This is a genomic window from Photorhabdus temperata, assembly GCF_025384845.1.
GTDB classification, from domain to species: Bacteria; Pseudomonadota; Gammaproteobacteria; order Enterobacterales; family Enterobacteriaceae; genus Photorhabdus; species Photorhabdus temperata.
Map to the genome: position 1 here is coordinate 1 of NZ_JAJAFX010000004.1, position 19,836 is coordinate 19,836.

12 protein-coding genes are annotated in these 19,836 nt (G+C 44.0%); 4 read left to right on the plus strand and 8 right to left on the minus strand.

Annotated features, from left to right (window positions below; genetic code table 11):
* Nucleotides 1–119 precede the first annotated feature (119 nt).
* From LGZ99_RS02275 to greB, 6 genes are all read right to left on the minus strand, one after another.
* On the minus strand, nucleotides 120–1,082 hold the full coding sequence (locus LGZ99_RS02275) for an Abi family protein (RefSeq protein WP_051769221.1): 963 nt from the start codon (nucleotides 1,080–1,082) through the stop codon (nucleotides 120–122).
* 170 nt (nucleotides 1,083–1,252) lie between these two features.
* Entirely contained in the window at nucleotides 1,253–1,525 is a 273-nt protein-coding gene (locus tag LGZ99_RS02280) for a FeoC-like transcriptional regulator (protein WP_051769224.1), read from the minus strand.
* A gap of 9 nt (nucleotides 1,526–1,534) precedes the next feature.
* Nucleotides 1,535–3,847: a Fe(2+) transporter permease subunit FeoB gene (gene feoB, locus LGZ99_RS02285; protein ID WP_036837547.1), complete on the minus strand. Its 2,313-nt coding sequence runs from the start codon at nucleotides 3,845–3,847 to the stop codon at nucleotides 1,535–1,537.
* A 47-nt stretch (nucleotides 3,848–3,894) separates the two neighbouring features.
* On the minus strand, nucleotides 3,895–4,128 hold the full coding sequence (gene feoA / locus LGZ99_RS02290) for a ferrous iron transporter A (RefSeq protein WP_036837548.1): 234 nt from the start codon (nucleotides 4,126–4,128) through the stop codon (nucleotides 3,895–3,897).
* Between the two features lie 271 nt (nucleotides 4,129–4,399).
* On the minus strand, nucleotides 4,400–6,724 hold the full coding sequence (locus LGZ99_RS02295; protein WP_036837549.1) for a Tex family protein: 2,325 nt from the start codon (nucleotides 6,722–6,724) through the stop codon (nucleotides 4,400–4,402).
* Between the two features lie 259 nt (nucleotides 6,725–6,983).
* Nucleotides 6,984–7,457 carry a transcription elongation factor GreB gene (greB, locus tag LGZ99_RS02300; RefSeq protein WP_036837551.1) on the minus strand — a complete coding sequence of 158 codons (474 nt, stop codon included), beginning with the start codon at nucleotides 7,455–7,457 and terminating at the stop codon, nucleotides 6,984–6,986.
* A gap of 313 nt (nucleotides 7,458–7,770) precedes the next feature.
* Between greB and LGZ99_RS02305 the strand changes: the two genes are divergently transcribed.
* Nucleotides 7,771–8,031, plus strand: a complete 261-nt coding sequence (locus LGZ99_RS02305) for a type II toxin-antitoxin system ParD family antitoxin (RefSeq protein WP_021323369.1) — start codon at nucleotides 7,771–7,773, stop codon at nucleotides 8,029–8,031.
* 364 nt (nucleotides 8,032–8,395) lie between these two features.
* On the opposite strand, the gene LGZ99_RS02310 is transcribed toward LGZ99_RS02305, so the two are convergent.
* Both LGZ99_RS02310 and LGZ99_RS02315 read right to left on the minus strand, forming a co-directional pair.
* A complete protein-coding gene (locus LGZ99_RS02310) occupies nucleotides 8,396–9,556 on the minus strand; it encodes an FAD-dependent monooxygenase (protein WP_021323368.1) in 1,161 nt (386 codons plus the stop codon).
* Complete coding sequence (locus LGZ99_RS02315) at nucleotides 9,553–16,773, minus strand: non-ribosomal peptide synthetase (RefSeq protein WP_262978819.1); 7,221 nt, start codon at nucleotides 16,771–16,773, stop codon at nucleotides 9,553–9,555. Before LGZ99_RS02315 ends, LGZ99_RS02310 begins: the two co-directional genes overlap by 4 nt.
* 665 nt (nucleotides 16,774–17,438) lie before the next feature.
* On the opposite strand from LGZ99_RS02315, the gene LGZ99_RS24770 reads away from it, so the two are divergent.
* From LGZ99_RS24770 to envZ, 3 genes are all read left to right on the plus strand, one after another.
* A complete protein-coding gene (locus LGZ99_RS24770) occupies nucleotides 17,439–17,600 on the plus strand; it encodes a GreA/GreB family elongation factor (RefSeq protein WP_081704197.1) in 162 nt (53 codons plus the stop codon).
* 139 nt (nucleotides 17,601–17,739) lie between these two features.
* Nucleotides 17,740–18,459 carry an osmolarity response regulator transcription factor OmpR gene (gene ompR, locus LGZ99_RS02320; protein WP_021323367.1) on the plus strand — a complete coding sequence of 240 codons (720 nt, stop codon included), beginning with the start codon at nucleotides 17,740–17,742 and terminating at the stop codon, nucleotides 18,457–18,459.
* A complete protein-coding gene (gene envZ, locus LGZ99_RS02325) occupies nucleotides 18,456–19,787 on the plus strand; it encodes a two-component system sensor histidine kinase EnvZ (protein ID WP_262978820.1) in 1,332 nt (443 codons plus the stop codon). The genes ompR and envZ overlap by 4 nt, the downstream gene beginning before the upstream one ends.
* Nucleotides 19,788–19,836 lie beyond the last annotated feature (49 nt).

Consider the following 19,836-nt stretch of genomic DNA (forward strand, 5'->3'; position numbering starts at 1 on the left):
TTACGGCGGGGAGTAGTCACAAGGGTAAAGAATCCGCCGCAGGAATGTGGCGGTTCAATGTCAGTTTTCCTGATCATTTGATAAATCATGGAGACTCAATTTATTGCTAAGAAAGGCTTTTAATTCCATATATTTTCTTTGTCCCATCCTGGGGGAATTCCCATTGAATGAGTTAAGATATGTATGTAACTGTATTTATTTATGAGGTTTTTTAATTCAACTTCGAATTTTTCTGATGGACTTATCAAAGTCTTAGACATTATTTTTAATACAATCAATGTCGTATAAATTTTATTTTTCATTGTTGGTCTGATTGTTATTCTATTTCCAATAATATTGTTATTATTATCTACGAATCCTGATGGTAAACGATAGTTACTATTCCATGTCCTGGAGCTATGCGAAGATTTGTTTCTTAACTCCTTTAGTGCGTAAAGCCACGATTTTACTTCTTTAAATGTATTGGCACCCATAGCTGTTGCAAAGTCATTGAGATGATTTTTTCCTGAGGATGTAAATTTTGTCGTGTCTAAAGCAGCAATCAGTTTCATCATCGAATCAAAAGACATTAATTCTATAGCTATCCAAAATGGAGGATTTTGCCTATAAGACTCTTTTGTGCTTGTATAGTTATTTTTATAGTAAACAGCGAATTCCTGAGTAGATTTTTCCATGAGTGCTTTTATTTTCATTCTTTCTTGATATGGTGCTTTATTTGGTGTGAATACATCATCGCAGAGATACCAAAAAGGGTCGTTTAGATACTTTGTTATTACTTGGTCAAGAATACTCTTTGCTTTAACTTCTATTCTTAATATGTATTTGTTACATAGTTCTCTTAATTCACAGTCAAACAAATATAAGTCAAAGCCATTTTTAAATTCAGTACCTGATACATATTCTTTCGTTGAATGATTTAGATAAGGGTATAAGTATGATTTAAATCTATACCAGTTAATCAGGGATAGTGTTTTCTCAGCAAAAACTTTATCAAATGGAGGAGTAAATAAAACACCTTTATCTTCAAGATGAATATTTACCAGCTCTGCTGGAGTTAAAAAAGGCTTGTTATAGACAGACATCTAATAGAATCTCATATGATTAGTGTTGAGAAAGTGCTATTAACAAAATAATTCTACTAAGTTTTTTCTGTATATGATAAAAAACCCGCTGATTTCGTCGATGAACTGACGCTATCGCGGGTGTTGATATTCACAATTTATAGTATCTTTTTAGCAAGGTCAAGTGATGACTATATATTGAATTGATTAGTTTTTTTTATTATCTGATGCCCCTCGGCGATCCGATAAACTGCCGTATCACATTTCTGTGTTTCAGGGCATTGTTTGCAACTGCCGCTCAGGCAGGCAGTTGCATCAACCTTTTCCAGTTTGCCCATCACGGTAAGCTGTTCAAGCATAGCGGCAATCATCTGTACGGACGCACAAAGCTGGCGGCTCAACAGCCTGGCATCTGCCCGTCCATTCAGAGCGACTGCATCCCTTACTTGTAACAGGCTAATCATTCTTAGCTCCTAATGACAGCTTCCACTGGAGCAGTGGCAACTATTTCCTGGGTTGTTGATTAACTTCATTGCCACGCGGCTGCGCGCCCGACGCAGGAAGCAGAACACCAGTGCGTTAAATAGAACGACGGTCAGAATGATGATCAGGCTGCTTTGTGGATGCTGTGAGAAAGTCACCATCTGGTAGAACAGGGCTGAAATTGAATAAGCCACATTCAGTCCCCACAGAATGGAGAATATCATCCAACCACGGCTTGTTTCACGCGCGATCGCGCCCATTACAGAAACACAAGGCACATATAACAGAATAAAGATCAGATAACTGTAAGCTGAAATAGCGGAGCCAAATTTTGTACTCATGATTCCCATAGAACCGCTATCCATCTCTCCGTCGCCTTTACTGGCTTCGATTGGGTTGGAAAGCACGCTCAAAGTGAAGGTGTCTTTCAGGCTTTCCCAGGTCTCACCAGCAGCATCTTTCAGTTCACCAAGCAGGTTGAACCCATTTGCATCAAATGGCTTATTTGTAATGCTTTCTGCGGTGTACAAGGTATTCAGTGTCCCGACAACCACTTCTTTTGCCATCGCACCGGTTATCAGTCCCACGGCTGCCTGCCAGTTATCTGCGTGAACGCCAATTGGCTGTAACAGTGGTGTAATAACTTTGCTAACCGAAGCCAGTGCTGATTCGTTGATGCTATCCACAGTTTTACCAGAGAAAGAGAAGCTATTGAGCGCACCAATAAACATACTGGCGATAACAATGACTTTACCTGCACGGATAACAAAACCTTTCAGGCGTTGCCATGTTTGCAACAGCAGGGTTTTCAGATGAGGAATATGGTAAACCGGCAGCTCCATCACAAATGGTGAGGCTTCACCACGCATAATGGTGTATTTCAGCATCAGGCCAGTCAAAATCGCGACTACAATGCCCAATATATAAAGAGAGAAAACAACGGTTGCACCGTTTTTGCCGAAGAATGCAGCGGCAAAAACGGCAAAGATGGCCAGCCGTGCACCACAAGACATAAACGGCGCCATCATAATCGTGATCAGGCGCTCACGCGGTGCATCCAGTGTTCTCGCACCCATAATTGAGGGTACGTTACAACCGAAGCCAACGATCAATGGGACAAACGATTTGCCCGGTAGCCCCAGAACCTGCATCAGACGATCCATAACAAACGCTGCCCGTGCCATATAACCGGAGTCCTCAAGGAAAGAGAGGAACAAATACATCATGCCGATTTGTGGTACCAGTGGCAGAACCGTGTTGATACCGCCGCCAATACCTTGCGCGAGGAAAATCGTCAGCCCTTCAGGAAAATGTAATGTATGACCAAGCCATTGAACGCCATGAATGAAAACAGCGATAGAACCCGCGTCGAAAATAGGCTGTAATGCACCACCGATATTAATCGCCAGTACGAACATGAAATACATAACAGCCAGGAAAATAGGCACACCCAACCAGCGGTTGAGTATGACGTTATCAATTGCCTGGGTTAGTTTGTTTGGCATGGCTTTTTGGCTGTCGATCACGGCCATGCATAATGTGTTAATACTTTGATAGCGTGCATCGGCAATAACCAGTTCAAGTTCTTCGTATTGCTGTTGTTGCAGGCGTTCTTTGGATTCAGCCAGTATTGAGGCCGTAAGGCCGGAGCGTTCCAGGCTGTAAATGTCCCCTTCAAGTATCTGAAGGGCTAACCAGCGGCGTTGTTGAGCATTAAAATCGTCTGAAATTGCACCAGATAGCTGATCAACTTCTTGCAACAAGCAATCAGGATAGCGAATCAGTGACTGCCCGGAATTCTGTTTATGGCGGTCAATTGCTTGTTTTAGTTCATTGAGTCCGGTTGCGCGGGTTGAAACCATTGGAATAACCGGACAGCCAAGGCGCTTCTCCAATTCAGCAATATTGATTTGAATATGCTGGCTTTTAGCGATATCCAGCATATTCAGCGCAACAATGCATGGAATGCCTAATTCCAGCAGTTGTAATGTCAGGTAGAGATTTCGCTCAAGGTTAGAAGCGTCTACGACGTTAATCAGCATGTCAGCATCACCGCTCAGGATGTAGTGGCAAGCTATCTGCTCATCAAGTGATGTTTGTTCAGAAATTGTGGTCAGAGAGTAGGTTCCCGGCAGGTCAACCAGCTCAATTTTATGGTCTTCAGTGGTAAAACGGCCAACTTTGCGTTCTACCGTGACGCCTGCCCAGTTGCCTACACGTTGACGGGCGCCAGTAAGTTGGTTGAATAATGTCGTTTTGCCGGCGTTGGGATTGCCGATTAAGCCAATGGTCAGTGCTTTCATATTCTTGGTGCCAGATTAGGAGTAACAGTTTTATTGCTTGCAGTGGATTATGCATTGCATTGGACGTTGTCTAATGTGAGAAATTCCAGGTCTTTTTTTCTCAGAATCAGGTTAACTCTACGGGTCTCAATTTGTATCGGATCACCTAAAGGTGCTAAACGGACAACATGAAAAGAGGAACCGGGCAACATGCCTAATGACAGCAATTTCTGTCGGTAAGCCGGGCTGATCTTGGGAGAAAAGCCAATAATCTTGTAACTGTGGTCTGGAAGAAATTGCATATAACCTTCCGGGATGCGTGATAAGTAAAATAATCTCGAGAACCTGAGTCGTACTTAATATTATGTAAAGTACGATTTTTATCCTATGTATGTTAATTGCAAATAAGAATAATAACCAACATTAATTTCAATGTTAATCGTATTTTCAATAATAGTTGATGTTCAGTAAGTAACCGAGATTGACAGGGATAAGTGTATTTGGATTTTGTCTGACAGCCGAGATGAGATATGCACTACCAAAGCAGTGCATATTGTTGCGGTTATAAAACTATCAACGTTTTTTTCCGAATGCGGCAGCCAGTGCGTCACTCATGGCACTGTTTCCGGCTGGCGTTGAAGCGCGCGGAGTAGTACGGTTTCTGTCATTGCGCTCAGGGCGGCGGTCAGTTTGAGTATTGCTACTGCGGCGCGAGTTGGTTTCTCCCGGTTGTTCATCAAGACGCATGGTCAGAGCGATACGCTTACGGTTCAGGTCAACTTCCAGCACTTTGACTTTGACGATATCGCCTGCTTTTACCACGGTATGAGGATCTTCCACAAAGCGATCTGACAGCGAAGAGATGTGCACCAGGCCATCTTGATGAACACCGATGTCAACAAATGCGCCGAAGTTAGTCACGTTAGTAACCGCACCTTCCAGTACCATCCCCAGGCGCAGATCATTCATCGTTTCCACACCGTCGGCGAAGGTCGCGGTTTTAAACTCTGGGCGTGGGTCACGGCCTGGTTTTTCCAGCTCTTTCAGAATATCGGTAACGGTTGGAACACCAAATTGTTCTGTGGTGAAATCCTGAGGCTTCAATCCACGCAGTGAGGATGGATTGCCCATCAATGCTTGGAGTTTTTGCTCAGTGGCCGCCAGAATTTTCTCAACCACCGGATAGGCTTCCGGGTGAACAGTCGATGCATCCAGCGGGTTATCACCGTGATTGATACGCAGGAAGCCGGCGCACTGTTCAAACGCTTTTGGCCCAAGACGGCTGACTTTCAGTAATTGTGCACGGTTATTGAAGCGGCCATTCTCATCGCGCCAGTTTATGATGTTCTGGGCAATCATGCGGGTCAGCCCGGCAACTCTGGTTAATAGAGGAACAGATGCAGTATTCAGATCCACGCCGACGGCGTTTACACAATCCTCAACTACCGCATCCAGTTTTTTAGCAAGTTGGGTCTGGCTGACATCATGTTGATATTGACCTACGCCGATAGATTTTGGATCGATTTTCACTAATTCAGCCAGTGGATCTTGCAGGCGGCGGGCGATAGAGACTGCACCGCGCAGTGAAACGTCCAGGTCAGGAAATTCCTGTGCTGCCAGTTCAGATGCAGAATAAACAGATGCTCCTGCCTCACTGACAATCACTTTTTGGCCTTTTATCTCCGGGAACTGTTTTTGGACATCGGCGAAGAAACGTTCTGTTTCGCGGGAAGCGGTGCCGTTACCAATAGCGACCAGTTCCACCTGATGTTTGATACACAACGCGGCCACGCTTGCGGCAGCTTTGGCGGTTTGCCCGGTGTGCGGATAGATAGTGTCTGTAGCGATCAGTTTGCCGGTTGCATCAATAACGGCAACTTTAACACCGGTACGCAGACCGGGATCGAGCCCCATTGTTGCGCGCATACCTGCTGGTGCGGCCATCAACAGATCTTGCAGGTTACGGGCGAATACCTTGATAGCTTCATCTTCTGCTTTTTCACGTAAAGTGCTCATCAATTCCGTTTCAAGATGCAGTAATACTTTGACACGCCAGGTCCAGTTTACAGCGGCTTTGCGCCAGCTATCCGCCGGTGCATTATTCAGGCGCAGATTAAGATGTTGGGTAATAATCTGTTCACCGTAGCTCTCTTTGGGTGGTTCATCAAACTGGGGATCAGCATTTAGGGAAAGTTGCAGTATTCCTTCATTACGGCCGCGGAACATGGCTAATGCGCGATGAGAAGGGACCTGTGCGATAGGTTCATGGTAATCAAAATAATCGCGGAATTTAGCACCTTCTTCTTCTTTTCCTGTGGCGACTTTGGCGACCAGATGGGCATTTTTCCATAAATAGTCACGAACTTTTGCCAATAATGCCGCATCTTCAGCGAAACGTTCCATCAGGATATAACGAGCGCCATCCAGAGCGGCTTTAGTATCGGTTACACCTTTATCGGCATCAACAAAGGTGGCGGCAACCTGCTCCGGTTCTTGTTGTGGATCTTGCCACAGAGAGTTTGCCAGAAGTTCAAGACCTGCTTCAATAGCGATTTGCCCACGGGTACGACGTTTCGGCTTGTATGGTAGATAAAGATCTTCCAGTTCTGTTTTGCTCAGGGTGCCATTAATTGCTTCGGCTAATTCTGGTGTCAGCTTGCCTTGCTCGTCAATGGATTTAAGAATGGTTTGGCGGCGGTCTGACAGTTCACGCAGATAACCAAGGCGGCTCTCAAGTTGGCGAAGTTGGGTGTCATCCAGACCGCCGGTGGCTTCTTTACGATATCGTGCAATAAAAGGGACAGTATTCCCTTCATCAAGCAGACTCATGGCTGAAAGTACTTGTTGTGGCTGGGCCTGTAGCTCACTTGCAATAATTCGGCTTAAAGATTCATTCATGTTGTGTTTTCTTCTGGTGGATAGGCTTCAAATATTCACAAAAACCCCTTTATACGTTCTGAGAGAAACAATTTCCAGTTCGCGTCTGATCTTATTCTGACGGGTTACAACATGATTCAACGAATTTATTGTCATTGATGTTATAGCAACGGTTGCTAAATCAAGCCTTTTCGTTAGATGGAAAAAAGTGACCATATTCCCCGCAAGGGCTGATCTGCTCTGAATCACGGGATATAGCTATGTCGAAATAGTTGGTATGTTATTTCACATATTCTATTTCATTTACGTACCACAAAACTTCTCCTGTTGGTGTATAAACGATTGCACTGTCTCCGACCTCTTTCTTCAATAAAGCCCGGGCCATTGGAGAATCGATTGATATGTAGTCTTTGCGACCAAAAATTTCATCGTACCCGACAATACGGAAGCGTTTACTCTCCCCTTGATCATTTTCGATTTCTACCCATGCACCAAAGAACACACGCCCATCTTGTTGAGGGGAGTAATCAACACACCGTAGTTCTTCCAGACTCTTGGTTAGGTATCTGACTCTTCGATCAATCTCCCGTAGTCTCTTCTTGTTATATTGATAATCTGCGTTTTCGCTCCTGTCTCCGAGACTTGCCGCCCAAGTGACTTTTTTGGTGACTTCTGGGCGTTCTTCACACCATAGATAATCTAATTCTTCCTTTAGTTTGTTGTAACCTTCGCGGGTTATAAGCTTAGTCTTCATTTTATGTTGTAGATACAGTGAGTTGCATTGATAAACATCATTATAAATAATTATGGCAATCCTTATATAGTAGACTTTAACGAAACTGTGGAATTTTCCCCTAAATTCTCATTGAGAGTGAAACGAACTGTTAGGATTAGGGGGCGATGGATAGCTAACAACCCATCGGGCTGTCATTAATGTAGCGGCTGTGGTCACAAAATGGAAAAAATGCCCTTATCATTGAGAAATTAGGCCTGTCCAATGTGTGGACAACACCTTGACGATAATAAGAAAAAGGAAAATATTAATAGATAATAGTGGAGAAAGTATCATGGCTACAAGTGTTGCTTTAAGTCCTCACTTCGAGGGGTTTATTCGTGAGCAAATCAACAGCGGACGTTACAACAATGTCAGTGAAGTGATCCGGGCTGGGTTACGCATGTTGGAAGAGCATGAACAGGCGCAGAAGCTGGCAGAGCTACGTGCAGCGGTGAGTGCTGGCATTGAAAGTGGGGAAGGTCTGGCAGCAGGTGAGGTGTTCGGAGAGTTAAAACATAAATATCAGCGGATGAACACAAACGGACAGGAATAATGAGGTTAAGCATATCGCCACTGGCGGCGCAGGATAATCCTGTTTTCAAGCTCAGGAAACCAGACCCGAATACAAAGAGTGTTACATGGTTCAAGAGATATAACTTTATTACTTTGACAGTCGGAACATACAGGCTGGATGTCACAATGTTGCTGGGTAGGTAACAGGTAAATAACCTGTTACCTATAAGGTCGCCGGAGTGAGGTGCAGGGCAAGTTTGTTACCAGCCTTCCCACCTTCTATTAAAAGCATGATGACATCGGAATGTGCCCGATGATCCGATAGGCATCTCAATAGTGGTCTGAACCTGTATCAGTATGCACAGGATTCGGTGACGTAGATTGAATTGCCATTTTATAATGTCTCAACTATCCAGGGTAAATATCAGGGAGCTTTTGATATTCTGTTTTAATGCGGACTCAGGTGCCAAGCGCAAGGCCAGATTTCGTTTCAGTCGAGGGAAAAAATGATCCTCCTGCTCAATATCACTCATCGCTCTTGAGGCATTGACCATCATTTCTGCCCTTGGGATGCGTGTTTTTTCATAAAAACGCAACGCAGCTATAGGATCAGCTTTCTGCATGATAGCGTGAGCCAGAACAGCAGCGTCTTCCATTGCCATTCCGGCGCCTTGCCCTAAGCTGGGTAACATAGGGTGCGCGGCATCGCCTAATAATGTAATGCGGTTTTTTCCCCAATGTGGAGAAAAAGGACGATCCTGAGCGGGAACGGCGATAATGTCTGTCGAAGGCGTTTTTAAGATGATATCTGAGACAATATTTGACCAGCCTTGGTAGAAACTTGCAATGTCTTGGTTGGAGCCTTCCCATGTTCGCGCCTGTTTGTCTTTCATATTGGCCGTTCCCCACCAATAGATTTCTCCCCCGCCAATGTCAATTAAACCAATCCGTTTACCGGCCCCCCAATAATGCACGATATAACCTGGCGTAATTTGCTGATGCTGGTAACGCGTGATAGCCAGCCAGCAAATATAATCAGCAGTGCGGATAGGTTCTGAACCATGCATTAGAGTCCGCACAGTAGAATAAATACCATCGGCACCGATGAGTATGTCTCCTTGGGCTTCACGGCCATCAGCAAACTTCACAGACACTCCAGTGGCGGATTGATTAATCTCAACCGCCTTGGCGAATACTTTGACTTCAATATCAGGCAACTGTTGCAGCAGTGCTTGCTGTAATGCTTGACGCGAAATACACACGCTGGCAGCGCCATTTTCTGCGGAAACCTTTGCCAGAGGTAGTCGCCTTAATAAACGATCGCCCGCGGTACGTATTTCAAAGGTTTTGACAGGAGCACCGAAGTGCTCCAAATTAAGATTGATGCCCAAGGCGTTAAGCGCAACTGAGGCATTAGACATCACTGATAACCCAGAACCACTGGTCCTCAGCTCTGGTGCTTGTTCGTAGATCTCAACGGTGCAACCGATGTGTTGCAGAGCGACAGCGGTCGTCAACCCACCAATTCCTGCTCCGATGATAATGACTTTCAAAGGTTTGTTCATTTTATGCTCTTAATTGATGTTGCGGTTAGAGAGGAGGAGATACGCATTTCATGCAAAATCACTTTTGCTACCTCGGCAACGTAGGGTTCTTCCATTATTTCCAGATGATCGCCAGGGACATCAATGACATTTAACTTACCTGTAGTCTTATTGCCCCAGCCATTTTTGGGATCACGATATTCACTGCGAACAGCGTCATGCATTGAACGTAATACGTTTGGTAAAGGCTGGGTCGCATGTAACAATGTCATATCAATATCGGCAATATTTTGAGTTGAATAATCCGCCGCAGCCTGCCAATTAGTCTTGTAGACTTCAAACAGTCGCTGCACCACAGCTCTTGAACTCGCTTGTGGAATGGCTCCGGTAGCGATGGCATGTTCGGTAATATGTTCAAAACGTTCCTGTAAGGTGGTGATGTTTTCAGGAACAATCTGTTCAGGTAAACCCGCCCCTTGGTTAAGCCATAGCAGTTCCCAGAAGAACCAATTCAACAAGGCATTATCATCTGTTTTCCAGCGTGATTGTGCATTCAGCGACATCGTATCTAGTACGAATAGGTTAGCCGTTTTTTCGCCTGACTCTTTCAGTTGCCGGGCTATTTCAAAAGCGACAAAGCCGCCATATGACCAGCCGCCGAGTGAATAGGGTCCTTGTGGCTGTACTTGGCGGATAGCTTGAATATAATTAGCTGCCTGCTGTTGTACCGAGGCGAGAGGTGTTGATCCGGCGTCAACGCCATGAGCCTGCAATGCATAAAATGGCTGGTCAGCTGGAAAGTGCTTAACTAAACGCAGGTAAGACAGAACGTTACCGCCCATAGGATGGACAAAGAATAGCGGGTGGCGTTTACCGGTGGTACGCATCGGCACCAGTGGGCTAAAGTGCGCTTGTGCATCACTGTGGCGAACCCGCAGCGCCAACTGAGCAATTGTTGGATCACTGACAAATACCGATAGCGGAATATTGACGCCAAAATGTTTTTCAACCAGTACCACCAAACGCATGGCTGTCAGAGAGGTTCCTCCCATATCAAACAGATTCTGATGTACAGAAATCGATGGGATCTTTAATAAATCGGCGGCCAGTTCGCATAATATGCGCTCATAGCTATCGTCAGGTTTCCCATCATGATTGTCGATATGTTGCCGGGTGATAACGGTTTGGCTTAATTGATTGTCATCCCTTTTGCCACTCGGTGTTTTAGGCAGGGAATCCAACCATTCGATATGGCTGGGGATCATATATTGCGGCAGAGTGGCAAGCAGATGCTCAGATACCTTATCAACTATATTGTCACTCTTTTCTCCCACCAGAAATGCCACCAGAAAATGGTCATTGGTGTTACGTTGCTGAACAACAACGGCGACGTCTTTGATGAATTTATCTGCACCTGGTGTACTGGCAATAGCGCGTTCTACTTCGGCCAGCTCGACCCGGTAACCACGTACCTTAACCTGGGCGTCTTTACGTCCCAGGCACAATATCACACCATTATTCAATTTGATGCCCAGATCGCCGGTACGATACCATTTCCCCGGAGAGTTTATGAGTGTAATAAAACGTTCAGCGCTCAGTTCCGGTTGATTGTAATATCCCAGGGCTAATGAGGGGCCACTGACATAAATCTCACCACGTACTCCAGGTAAAACTTCCTGTAGATCATCATTCAGGATCAATACGTTAGTATTGTTAATCGCGGTGCCGATAGGTGGCAATGTTGGGAAGGTTTCAGTATTGCCGCTCATGGTAAATGAGGTAATAACGTGTGTTTCCGTTGGTCCGTACTGGTTTTCAAGGAGCCCATCTTCGAGTTTGCCAATGAACTTCCTGATTTCATCCGTAACGCGTAACTGCTCTCCTGATGAAATCACCACTTTTAGCTTTTCAGGGTAAATATTCAATGTATCCGCTGTTTCTGCCAATTGTTGCAGGGCAACATAAGGCAGATAAATGCGCTCGATTTGGTGCTGATGAAGCAATCGGAGCAGGTTAGCTGGATCTTTGCGCTGCTCATCGCTGACAAGATGTAATGTTCCGCCCGAGGCTAATGTGGAGAAAATTTCCTGGAACGAAACATCAAAACTCAGTGGCGCATATTGCAGTGTCGATGATGCCCGGATTCCACTGGCTGTTGTGTTTTGCCATTTCACTAAATTAGCCAGACTTCGATGCGGCATGGCAACGCCTTTTGGTATACCGGTAGAGCCGGAAGTGAAGAGTAAATAGGCTATCTGCTCAGGATCAATAGTAACGGCGGTAGGTTGTATTAATGAGTCTGGCCCTTGCAGCAGCTCATTCACATCAATTAATGGAGTAGAGGAAAGTCGGGGGCTTGCTGGCTGCTGTTCTGTATTGGTCATAATGATCAATGGTTTTACCTGCCCAATCATTGCTTCAATGCGTTGGGCTGGATAACTTAAATCCAGCGGAAAACAGATCCCCCCTGCACGTAATACACCGATCAATGTTGCAATCAATTCCGGTGAACGCGCCAGAGCAATCCCGATTGGCGTTTCTGCGCGAACGCCCTGCTTTACTAAAGCATCAGCGATAAGTGCCGATTTATGCCAAAGTTCATCAAATTGCCATTTTTCATTACCATATTTCAGTGCGATTGCCGACTTATGCTGGCTGACAGCCCAACTGATCGCATCAATAACCGATGTGAAAGTTGAAGAAGGGGTAATAGTCTGAGTGGGTATTTGGGGTATGGTGCTAAGTGAGGCTTTTTCGTCACTTTGGTTGACAATATTTTTGAGAATGGCTAAGTAAGCATCAATAAACATATCAGCCTGAACCGATGAGAACACCGTACCATCAAAGTCACAGCGTAATACGTTACGGCCGGTAGCAAAATCCGTCATAACGTTGACCAGGATTTCAAAGTTGGTTTCTTCCCAAGGCGTGAATGAAATCAAACGCAAATCGGGGGAATTAAAGACTTCTGCTAGCGCATGGAAATAGACATAGTTAAAAGCCGTGCTGATTTTTGCTCCATCACCCGCAGCTTGCTGGATAGCATTCAGTGGGTATTTTCGATGTGGTGAATGACGTTGCTCTGTGATAAAGACGTCATTGACACATTCTATCCAGGTTTTACCTGTTGCTGAAAAACGAACCGGTAATGTATTAAGGAATAACCCCAATAAATATTCTGAGTTCTGTACCTCAGGCCGGCTATGAGTGATCAAACCTGTTGCAATTTCATCCTGTTCAGCAAATAAGGCAATTGTGGCGCAGTGTGCAGCGAAAAATACGGATTTAGTTGATACACGTTTTTGTTGTACCCAGTCTTTTAGCCGTTCTTCTATATCATCAGGTATTGATACTGATTTCGATATCAAAACCTCATCAGATGGAACATCATAGAGTCTATAGCCTGTGACCTGTGTTCGGGATAATCCGGCAAGTTCATTCTGCCAATAGATTTTGTCCTCCACGGATGTCAATGATAGTAACTCATTCCGCACAGACAATGCGGGTGACGGCAGACGGATATCAGTAATACCCTTTCCATCGCTATCAATATAGTGATGCAGTAATTCACGTATCAGATTAGCCACACTGCTGCCATCCAGGATTGCATGGTGAAAACTCAGAATGAGTTCAAGCGTTTCTGCTGTTTTAAATAATCTGATGTTAAATAGTGGGGCACGATCGAAGAGATAATGATGGCGTGTCTGCTGATGTATATATTGGATAATTTGATATTCAGCGTGGACAATATCAATTTCACTGAGATCAGTAATTGCAACGGCTGAATCAATATCAATAGATTCACTCACAATTTGCAGAGGTTCTTTAAAATCAGCCAGATTAAAGTGTGAACGCAGGGCTGGGTGTCTTTGAATCAATATTGCCGCACTTTTCCTGAAGTGATTGGGTTCCCACTCAGCTTGAAGGGTATAGCGGAAAACATCTTTGTACTTTGCTGAATCATTGGCCTGCTGGCTATGATAGATCAAACCCAGTTGTAGCTGTGTCGCCGGATAGGCATCCGCAAAACCAGATAATCTGGCCTTTTCAGCTTCATCAATCAGGGCAAATGGCAACAGATCCAACGTGTCTGCGATAGGTTGCGAGAGTTCAACCTGATGGCTCAACTCAGAAATGGTCGGGTATTGCGTCAACTGTGACAGAGTGACTTTGATACCTGCTTTTTCAGCTTCAGAACGGATTTTCAGCATCAGGATTGAATCACCGCCAATAGCGTAGAAACTATCCTTGATACCAACATTGCTGATGTTCAGAACGCTTTGCCATATTTTAACCAGGGTTTTTTCAAGTTCGGTCGAGGGCATGTGTGCCGCCTCAAGAACTTTATCCTGCGTTAGCTGACTCAGCGCATTGCGATCCGCCTTACCATTTGGTGTTAGGGGAATAAAGGGTACAGCAATAAATTTTGCAGGTACCATAAATTCAGGTAAGGAGTCTAACAGGCGGTCACGCAGCGTATCAGCGGTATAATTTTTACTGGCGACATAATAGGCGCAAAGATAGGTGCCACGTTGTTCATCATGCTCAGGCAGGACTTCTGCACTGGTAATGCCTGACATTCTCTCCAGCGTGTTCTGGATTTCGCCCAGTTCGATCCTGTTTCCGCGGATCTTCACCTGATTATCAATACGTCCAAGATATTCGATGCTGCCATCAGACAACCATCTGGCTAGGTCTCCGGTGCGGTACCAACGCACTGTTGTTGCTAAACCGGATATATCACGGATAAACTTCTCATCAGTTAATTCAGGCTTGTTAAGATATCCACGAGCCAGGCCCACGCCACCAATTTGCAGTTCCCCTGCTACACCAATTGGTTGCCGGGTGTTGTGAAGCGACATAATACGCAGCGCGGTATTATTGATAGGATAACCAATTGGCACCCTGGTAATGTCTTCTGTTGAATTAGGAAAGATCTCATAATAGGAAACATCGACTGTTGCTTCGGTTGGCCCGTACAGATTAACTAATAACGGCATGTCTTTGCCAAACTGCGTAAATATCCTCCTGAATTGATTTACCCGGGCGGGGGATAATGCTTCGCCACTGGTGAAAATTCTGCGCAAACTGCCGATCTGAGTGATCAACTCAGGTTGCATTTCCAGTGCATTAAGGAAAGGAAGCAGCATCGAAGGAACAAAATGCACGGTCGTTACATCATGTTCTTTAACCGCTTTAATGATCTCTAAAGGATCTTTTTGTGCTCCGGGCGGCAGCAAAGCGACAGAGGCGCCAGTCATTGACCACCAGAAGAGTTCCCATATGGAAACGTCAAATGAGATGGGTGTTTTTTGCAAAATAACATCGGTTTCATTTAACGGATATTTTTCCTGCATCCATTCCAGCCGGTTAACAACGGATCTGTGCTCAATCATCACACCTTTCGGCCACCCAGTGGAACCTGAGGTATAAATGATATAAGCCAATGAATTGGGGGCAGAACGATTAAGTAGCGGTAATGTTGCGCTATCAGATGAATACCGGCTGTTTAGGACTCGATAGTGTTCAGCAAATGTTCCATTTATCGGGTGTTCTGTCAGAATAACGGAAACGCCACTGTCTTGCAGAATATACTCTATTCTTTCAGCAGGATAAGAAATATCAATGGGCAGGTAAGTTGCCCCCACTTTCAGAGTGGCAAAAATGCAAGCCAGCATTTCCTCGCTACGTTCCATCATAACGGCAACAACATCCCCGGATTGCACTCCATGCCTGACCAGCATGGATGCGATATTATCGGTATGAGCCTGTAATTGTTGATAGCTCCAGGATTGTGGCGCGTGTTGTGCCGACTTAATGGCAATGGCCCCAGGATGTAAAGCAGCCTGTTTTTCAAATAAGGTAGACATGGTTTCGCGATCAGAGAAAGAGACATTCGGTCCCTGTTCAAAGGCTTGCAGTTGTTGTTCCTCTGTCGGAGAGATATCAATATGTGAAACCCAACTGTCCGGTGCTGTGATGATTTGTAAAATGATCTGTGAGAGTGATGCGGTAAATTGTTCAAATGAATAGCCAGTATTGAAAACATCAGCGGCACCCCAGAAATTGATAGCGACATCATTGTTATCACCATGGGTAATCATATGAATGGCTAATACATCTGCTTCATGACCATTAGCGCAAGCATTTGAATAGTATTCAATTTTTTCGAACGCAGGAATTTTCTGTAACTGAAGATAGGAAACGGTGACATCAAATAGTTGGCGGGAAATATTGCCAGCCCTATTGTGTGTTTTTATCAGTTGGCTCAGAGGAACATATTCATATTGTTTCAGAAATTTAATTTTTTTCTTAATTTGCTGTGCTAATACCCGCAAGCTCATCTCGGAGTCAACGGTTACGGAAATTGGCAGCGTATTGGCCCATTCACCAATAATATTGATATTACTTTGCTGACGGTTAAATAGCGGGATGCCGATAGTGATATGAGAATTATTGTGTATCCGTGCTAATAAAATAGCAAGTGCCGTGGTCATAACAACAAGAGGGGACATTCCAGTTGATAATGCACTTTCAACCTGAGAACAGGTTAATGTCATCTGTTGTTTTATAAATTGGGTATTTTTGGTTGACTTCTTACGGGTAAATAAAATGGGTTCAATTCCCTCGATAGTTTTCGCCAGCGCAGAGACATCATTCACTATGGAATGGTGTTTTAGATGTTCTAGCGAGCGGGTAATAGCTGCCAGATACTTTTTTTGAGTGTTAACATATTCAGAGAAGGGTTCTGGACTTTGATATTGCTGGAGGATTTTTGTGCTGATTAAATTCATTCCCCAGCCATCGCAAACAATATGATGGGTACGTAACAAAAGGGCAACATAATTAGCCTGGTTCGGGGTAACAATGGCGACTTCTAACAGAGGAACATCGGTTAAACTGAAAACTTTAGCCGGCCATGCCGAAATAAAGTCTTCACCAGTTTGAGATTGTGATTGTAAATATTCGCTGTTGATTATCTCGACTTTAACCTCAGCCATACAATGATTGATACGCTGGGTTAATAACTCATTTTCTTCTAAAATTTGTATTTTGCCGATGATTTCCTGATTAAGAACATTATTTGCCGCCATAACGAGCTTATCAAGATTAATATCCCCGGAAAGGTACCGTATCTGTGCCAAAGTGTATTGAGCGCTTTGTGGGTTGCGCTGATTTTCAAAAAAGATATCTTGTTGATATGGAGTAAGAGATATTACTTTTTGTAATTGTTTCATATCGTAGCCCTTGAAGACGAAAAAGAACACTCTATGTCATTGCGATGATGCCGACTTTTCATTGTCAAGAAAAAAAATGACATAACAAATTGATTTATAATTAAAATAATCATGTTTTTGATTCTAATTGTGTGATCCATTTATTATTTTTCATATTTATTGATAATAGACATAATTTATCATCTGCGGCATAAAATATAAATTATATTTAAGTTTTTAACCACTAAAGAGTAAAGTTTTCGCTGCGAAAATTGTGAATTAATAAATTCTTCCCATTTTGCAAGGTTAGCGCATGAGCTACATTTAGGGGGCAAGATCATCGTCGTTCCTTTAGCCATTGCCTGCGAAAAAGTGAGTAGCCATTCAGTTGTCTGGGTTAATTTATTTGTATCAGCGTTGAAGAATTGTATTGGTTGCATGACAGAAAATGTGATGCACTTCCTACTTTACTGATAATGAAAAACAGGGCAGAGGGTTCAATCGGAGAAAAAGCGAACTAAATTGTTTATTATGGTAAGAAAAGATTAAGAGAAACCTATCCGGGTAGTTTTTTGTCCAAACATTTGGGATGTACGATCTAGATCCTCGTCAGGAAGGAAAGGTTTATGCTGGCGCGTGGATCTGATGGGAAGATGATATGAAGCGGAAAGCATTGTTCGTTTAGCCTGTCTGATGAATTTGATGCAGCTAGTGGGTGGATTTCGGTTAATTCCCCGGTAGCCAGGATATTGATGAGTAAACCAGCCGGTGACGAAATTATCGTAAAAAATCAATGTATAACAGCCGGTTATGGGGTTTTGGCAGTCAGTGGCTTACCATTGAATTAATCATTCAGATTAATAACGTACGAAAATAAGTCCTATAGAAATTATCTTAAAATATATATATCTGGTTTCTATCTTTGGTTTAATCTTCTTCATAATGATAAATTTAGCAAAGCATGTAGTATTTATTTGGAGTTCAATAATGCAAGAAGGTAACAAAATCCTTGTGGTGGATGATGACATGCGTTTACGAACGTTATTAGAGCGTTATCTGACAGAACAAGGTTTTCAGGTACGTAGTGCTGCTAATGCGGAGCAGATGGACCGCTTATTGACACGGGAATCTGTTAGCTTAATTGTATTGGATTTAATGTTACCTGGAGAAGATGGGCTTTCTGTTTGCCAAAGACTGAGAAAACAAAATAATCCGGTGCCGATTATTATGGTGACGGCAAGAGGGGAAGAAGTAGACCGCATTGTTGGGTTGGAGATTGGCGCTGATGATTATATTCCTAAGCCATTTAATCCTCGTGAGTTATTGGCGCGTATCCGGGCGGTATTACGCCGTCAGGCGAATAAGTTACTGGGCATACCCGCTGAAGATGACGCAATTATTAATTTTGGTAAGTTCAGTCTTAATCTAAGTACCCGGGAAATGTTTCAGGGAGATGAACATATGGTACTGACCAGTGGTGAGTTTGCCATATTGAAAGTGCTGGTTTCTTATCCTGGTGTACCGCTGTCCCGTAATAAGCTGATGGGTTTAGCCCTTGGCCGGGAATACAGCACTATGAAGCGATCTATTGATGTTTTGGTTTCACGTCTGCGCCGTGTGATTGAAGAAGATCCTGCACACCCGCGCTATATCCAGACCATCTGGGGGCTGGGTTATGTCTTTGTGCCTGATGGAAGCCGTGTATGAAGCGATTACGATTTTCCCCTCGCAGCACTTTTACCCGTACTTTATTCCTGGTCATGGCTATGCTGTTTATCAGTCTGGTAACCAGTTACCTGGTTGTTGTGAATTTCGTTATCATGCCAAGCTTGCAGCAGTTCAATAAAGTGTTAGCGTATGAAGTTCGTACTTTAATGGCTGAAAGATTGAAGCTGGAGGACGGATCTTTTCTGGTGATCTCACCGGTAGTGCGCCGGGAGATTTATCAGGAGTTGGGTATTACGCTGTATTCTGAGTCTGACGCGGAGATACAAGGTTTACGCTGGGCCAGGCATTATAATTTCCTGAGTGAGAAGATGAGTCAATACCTGGGTGGCAAAGCTGATCTGCGTCTGGAGATAAACAAAGAGAGCCCTATACTTTGGCTTAATTCTTATTTGGCCCCCGATATTTGGGTCAGGGTTCCTCTGACTGAGATCGAGCAAAATCAATTCTCACCCATTTTCCGTTATACATTGGCCATTTTATTGCTGACGTTTGGTTGTATTTGGCTTTATATCCGTTTTCAGAACCGGCCCTTGCTGGAAATGGAGTATGCTGCCAGACAGACAGGTAAAGGTATTATGATGCCTACGGTGCGAGAAGCGGGGTCGCTGGAAGTTCGCGCTTCTATTCGTGCATTTAACCAAATGTCCGCAGGAATAAAGTTATTGGAAAGTGACCGGACGATATTAATTGCCGGGGTAAGTCATGATTTGCGTACTCCACTGACACGTATCCGCTTGGCAACAGAAATGATGAGCAAGGAAGATGCTTATTTGTCTGAATCTATCAATAAAGATATTGAAGAATGTAATGCCATTATTGCGCAATTTATTGATTATCTCCGTACCGGGCAGGAAATGCCAATGGAATTCTGTGAGCTTAATTCTATTCTCAAAGAGGTTATTTCCGCAGAGAATGGCTATGAGCAGGATATTGAAAATAATCTATCTCTTCCCCCAATAACCGTTAACGCGAACCCGATTTCCATTAAACGGGCATTGGCTAATATGCTGGTTAATGCCAATCGTTATGGTAATGGCTGGATTAAAGTCAGTAGTGGTCAGACTCATGAATTTGCCTGGTTTCAGGTAGAGGACGATGGCGCAGGAATTAAGCCGGAAGATTTGCCGCAGTTATTTCAGCCATTTGTTCGGGGCGAAAGAGCGCGCAGCAACAGTGGAACGGGGTTAGGTCTGGCTATTGTTCAGCGGATTATTGATGCTCATGACGGGAAAATTGAAATTGGCACCAGCCCCAGAGGGGGATTATCTATTCGTGCCTGTATTCCTGTTGTGGAAGATAATTTTTAATGGCCTGATGATAATCTCCAGCTTTAATTTCATGGTCTGTGGAGATGAC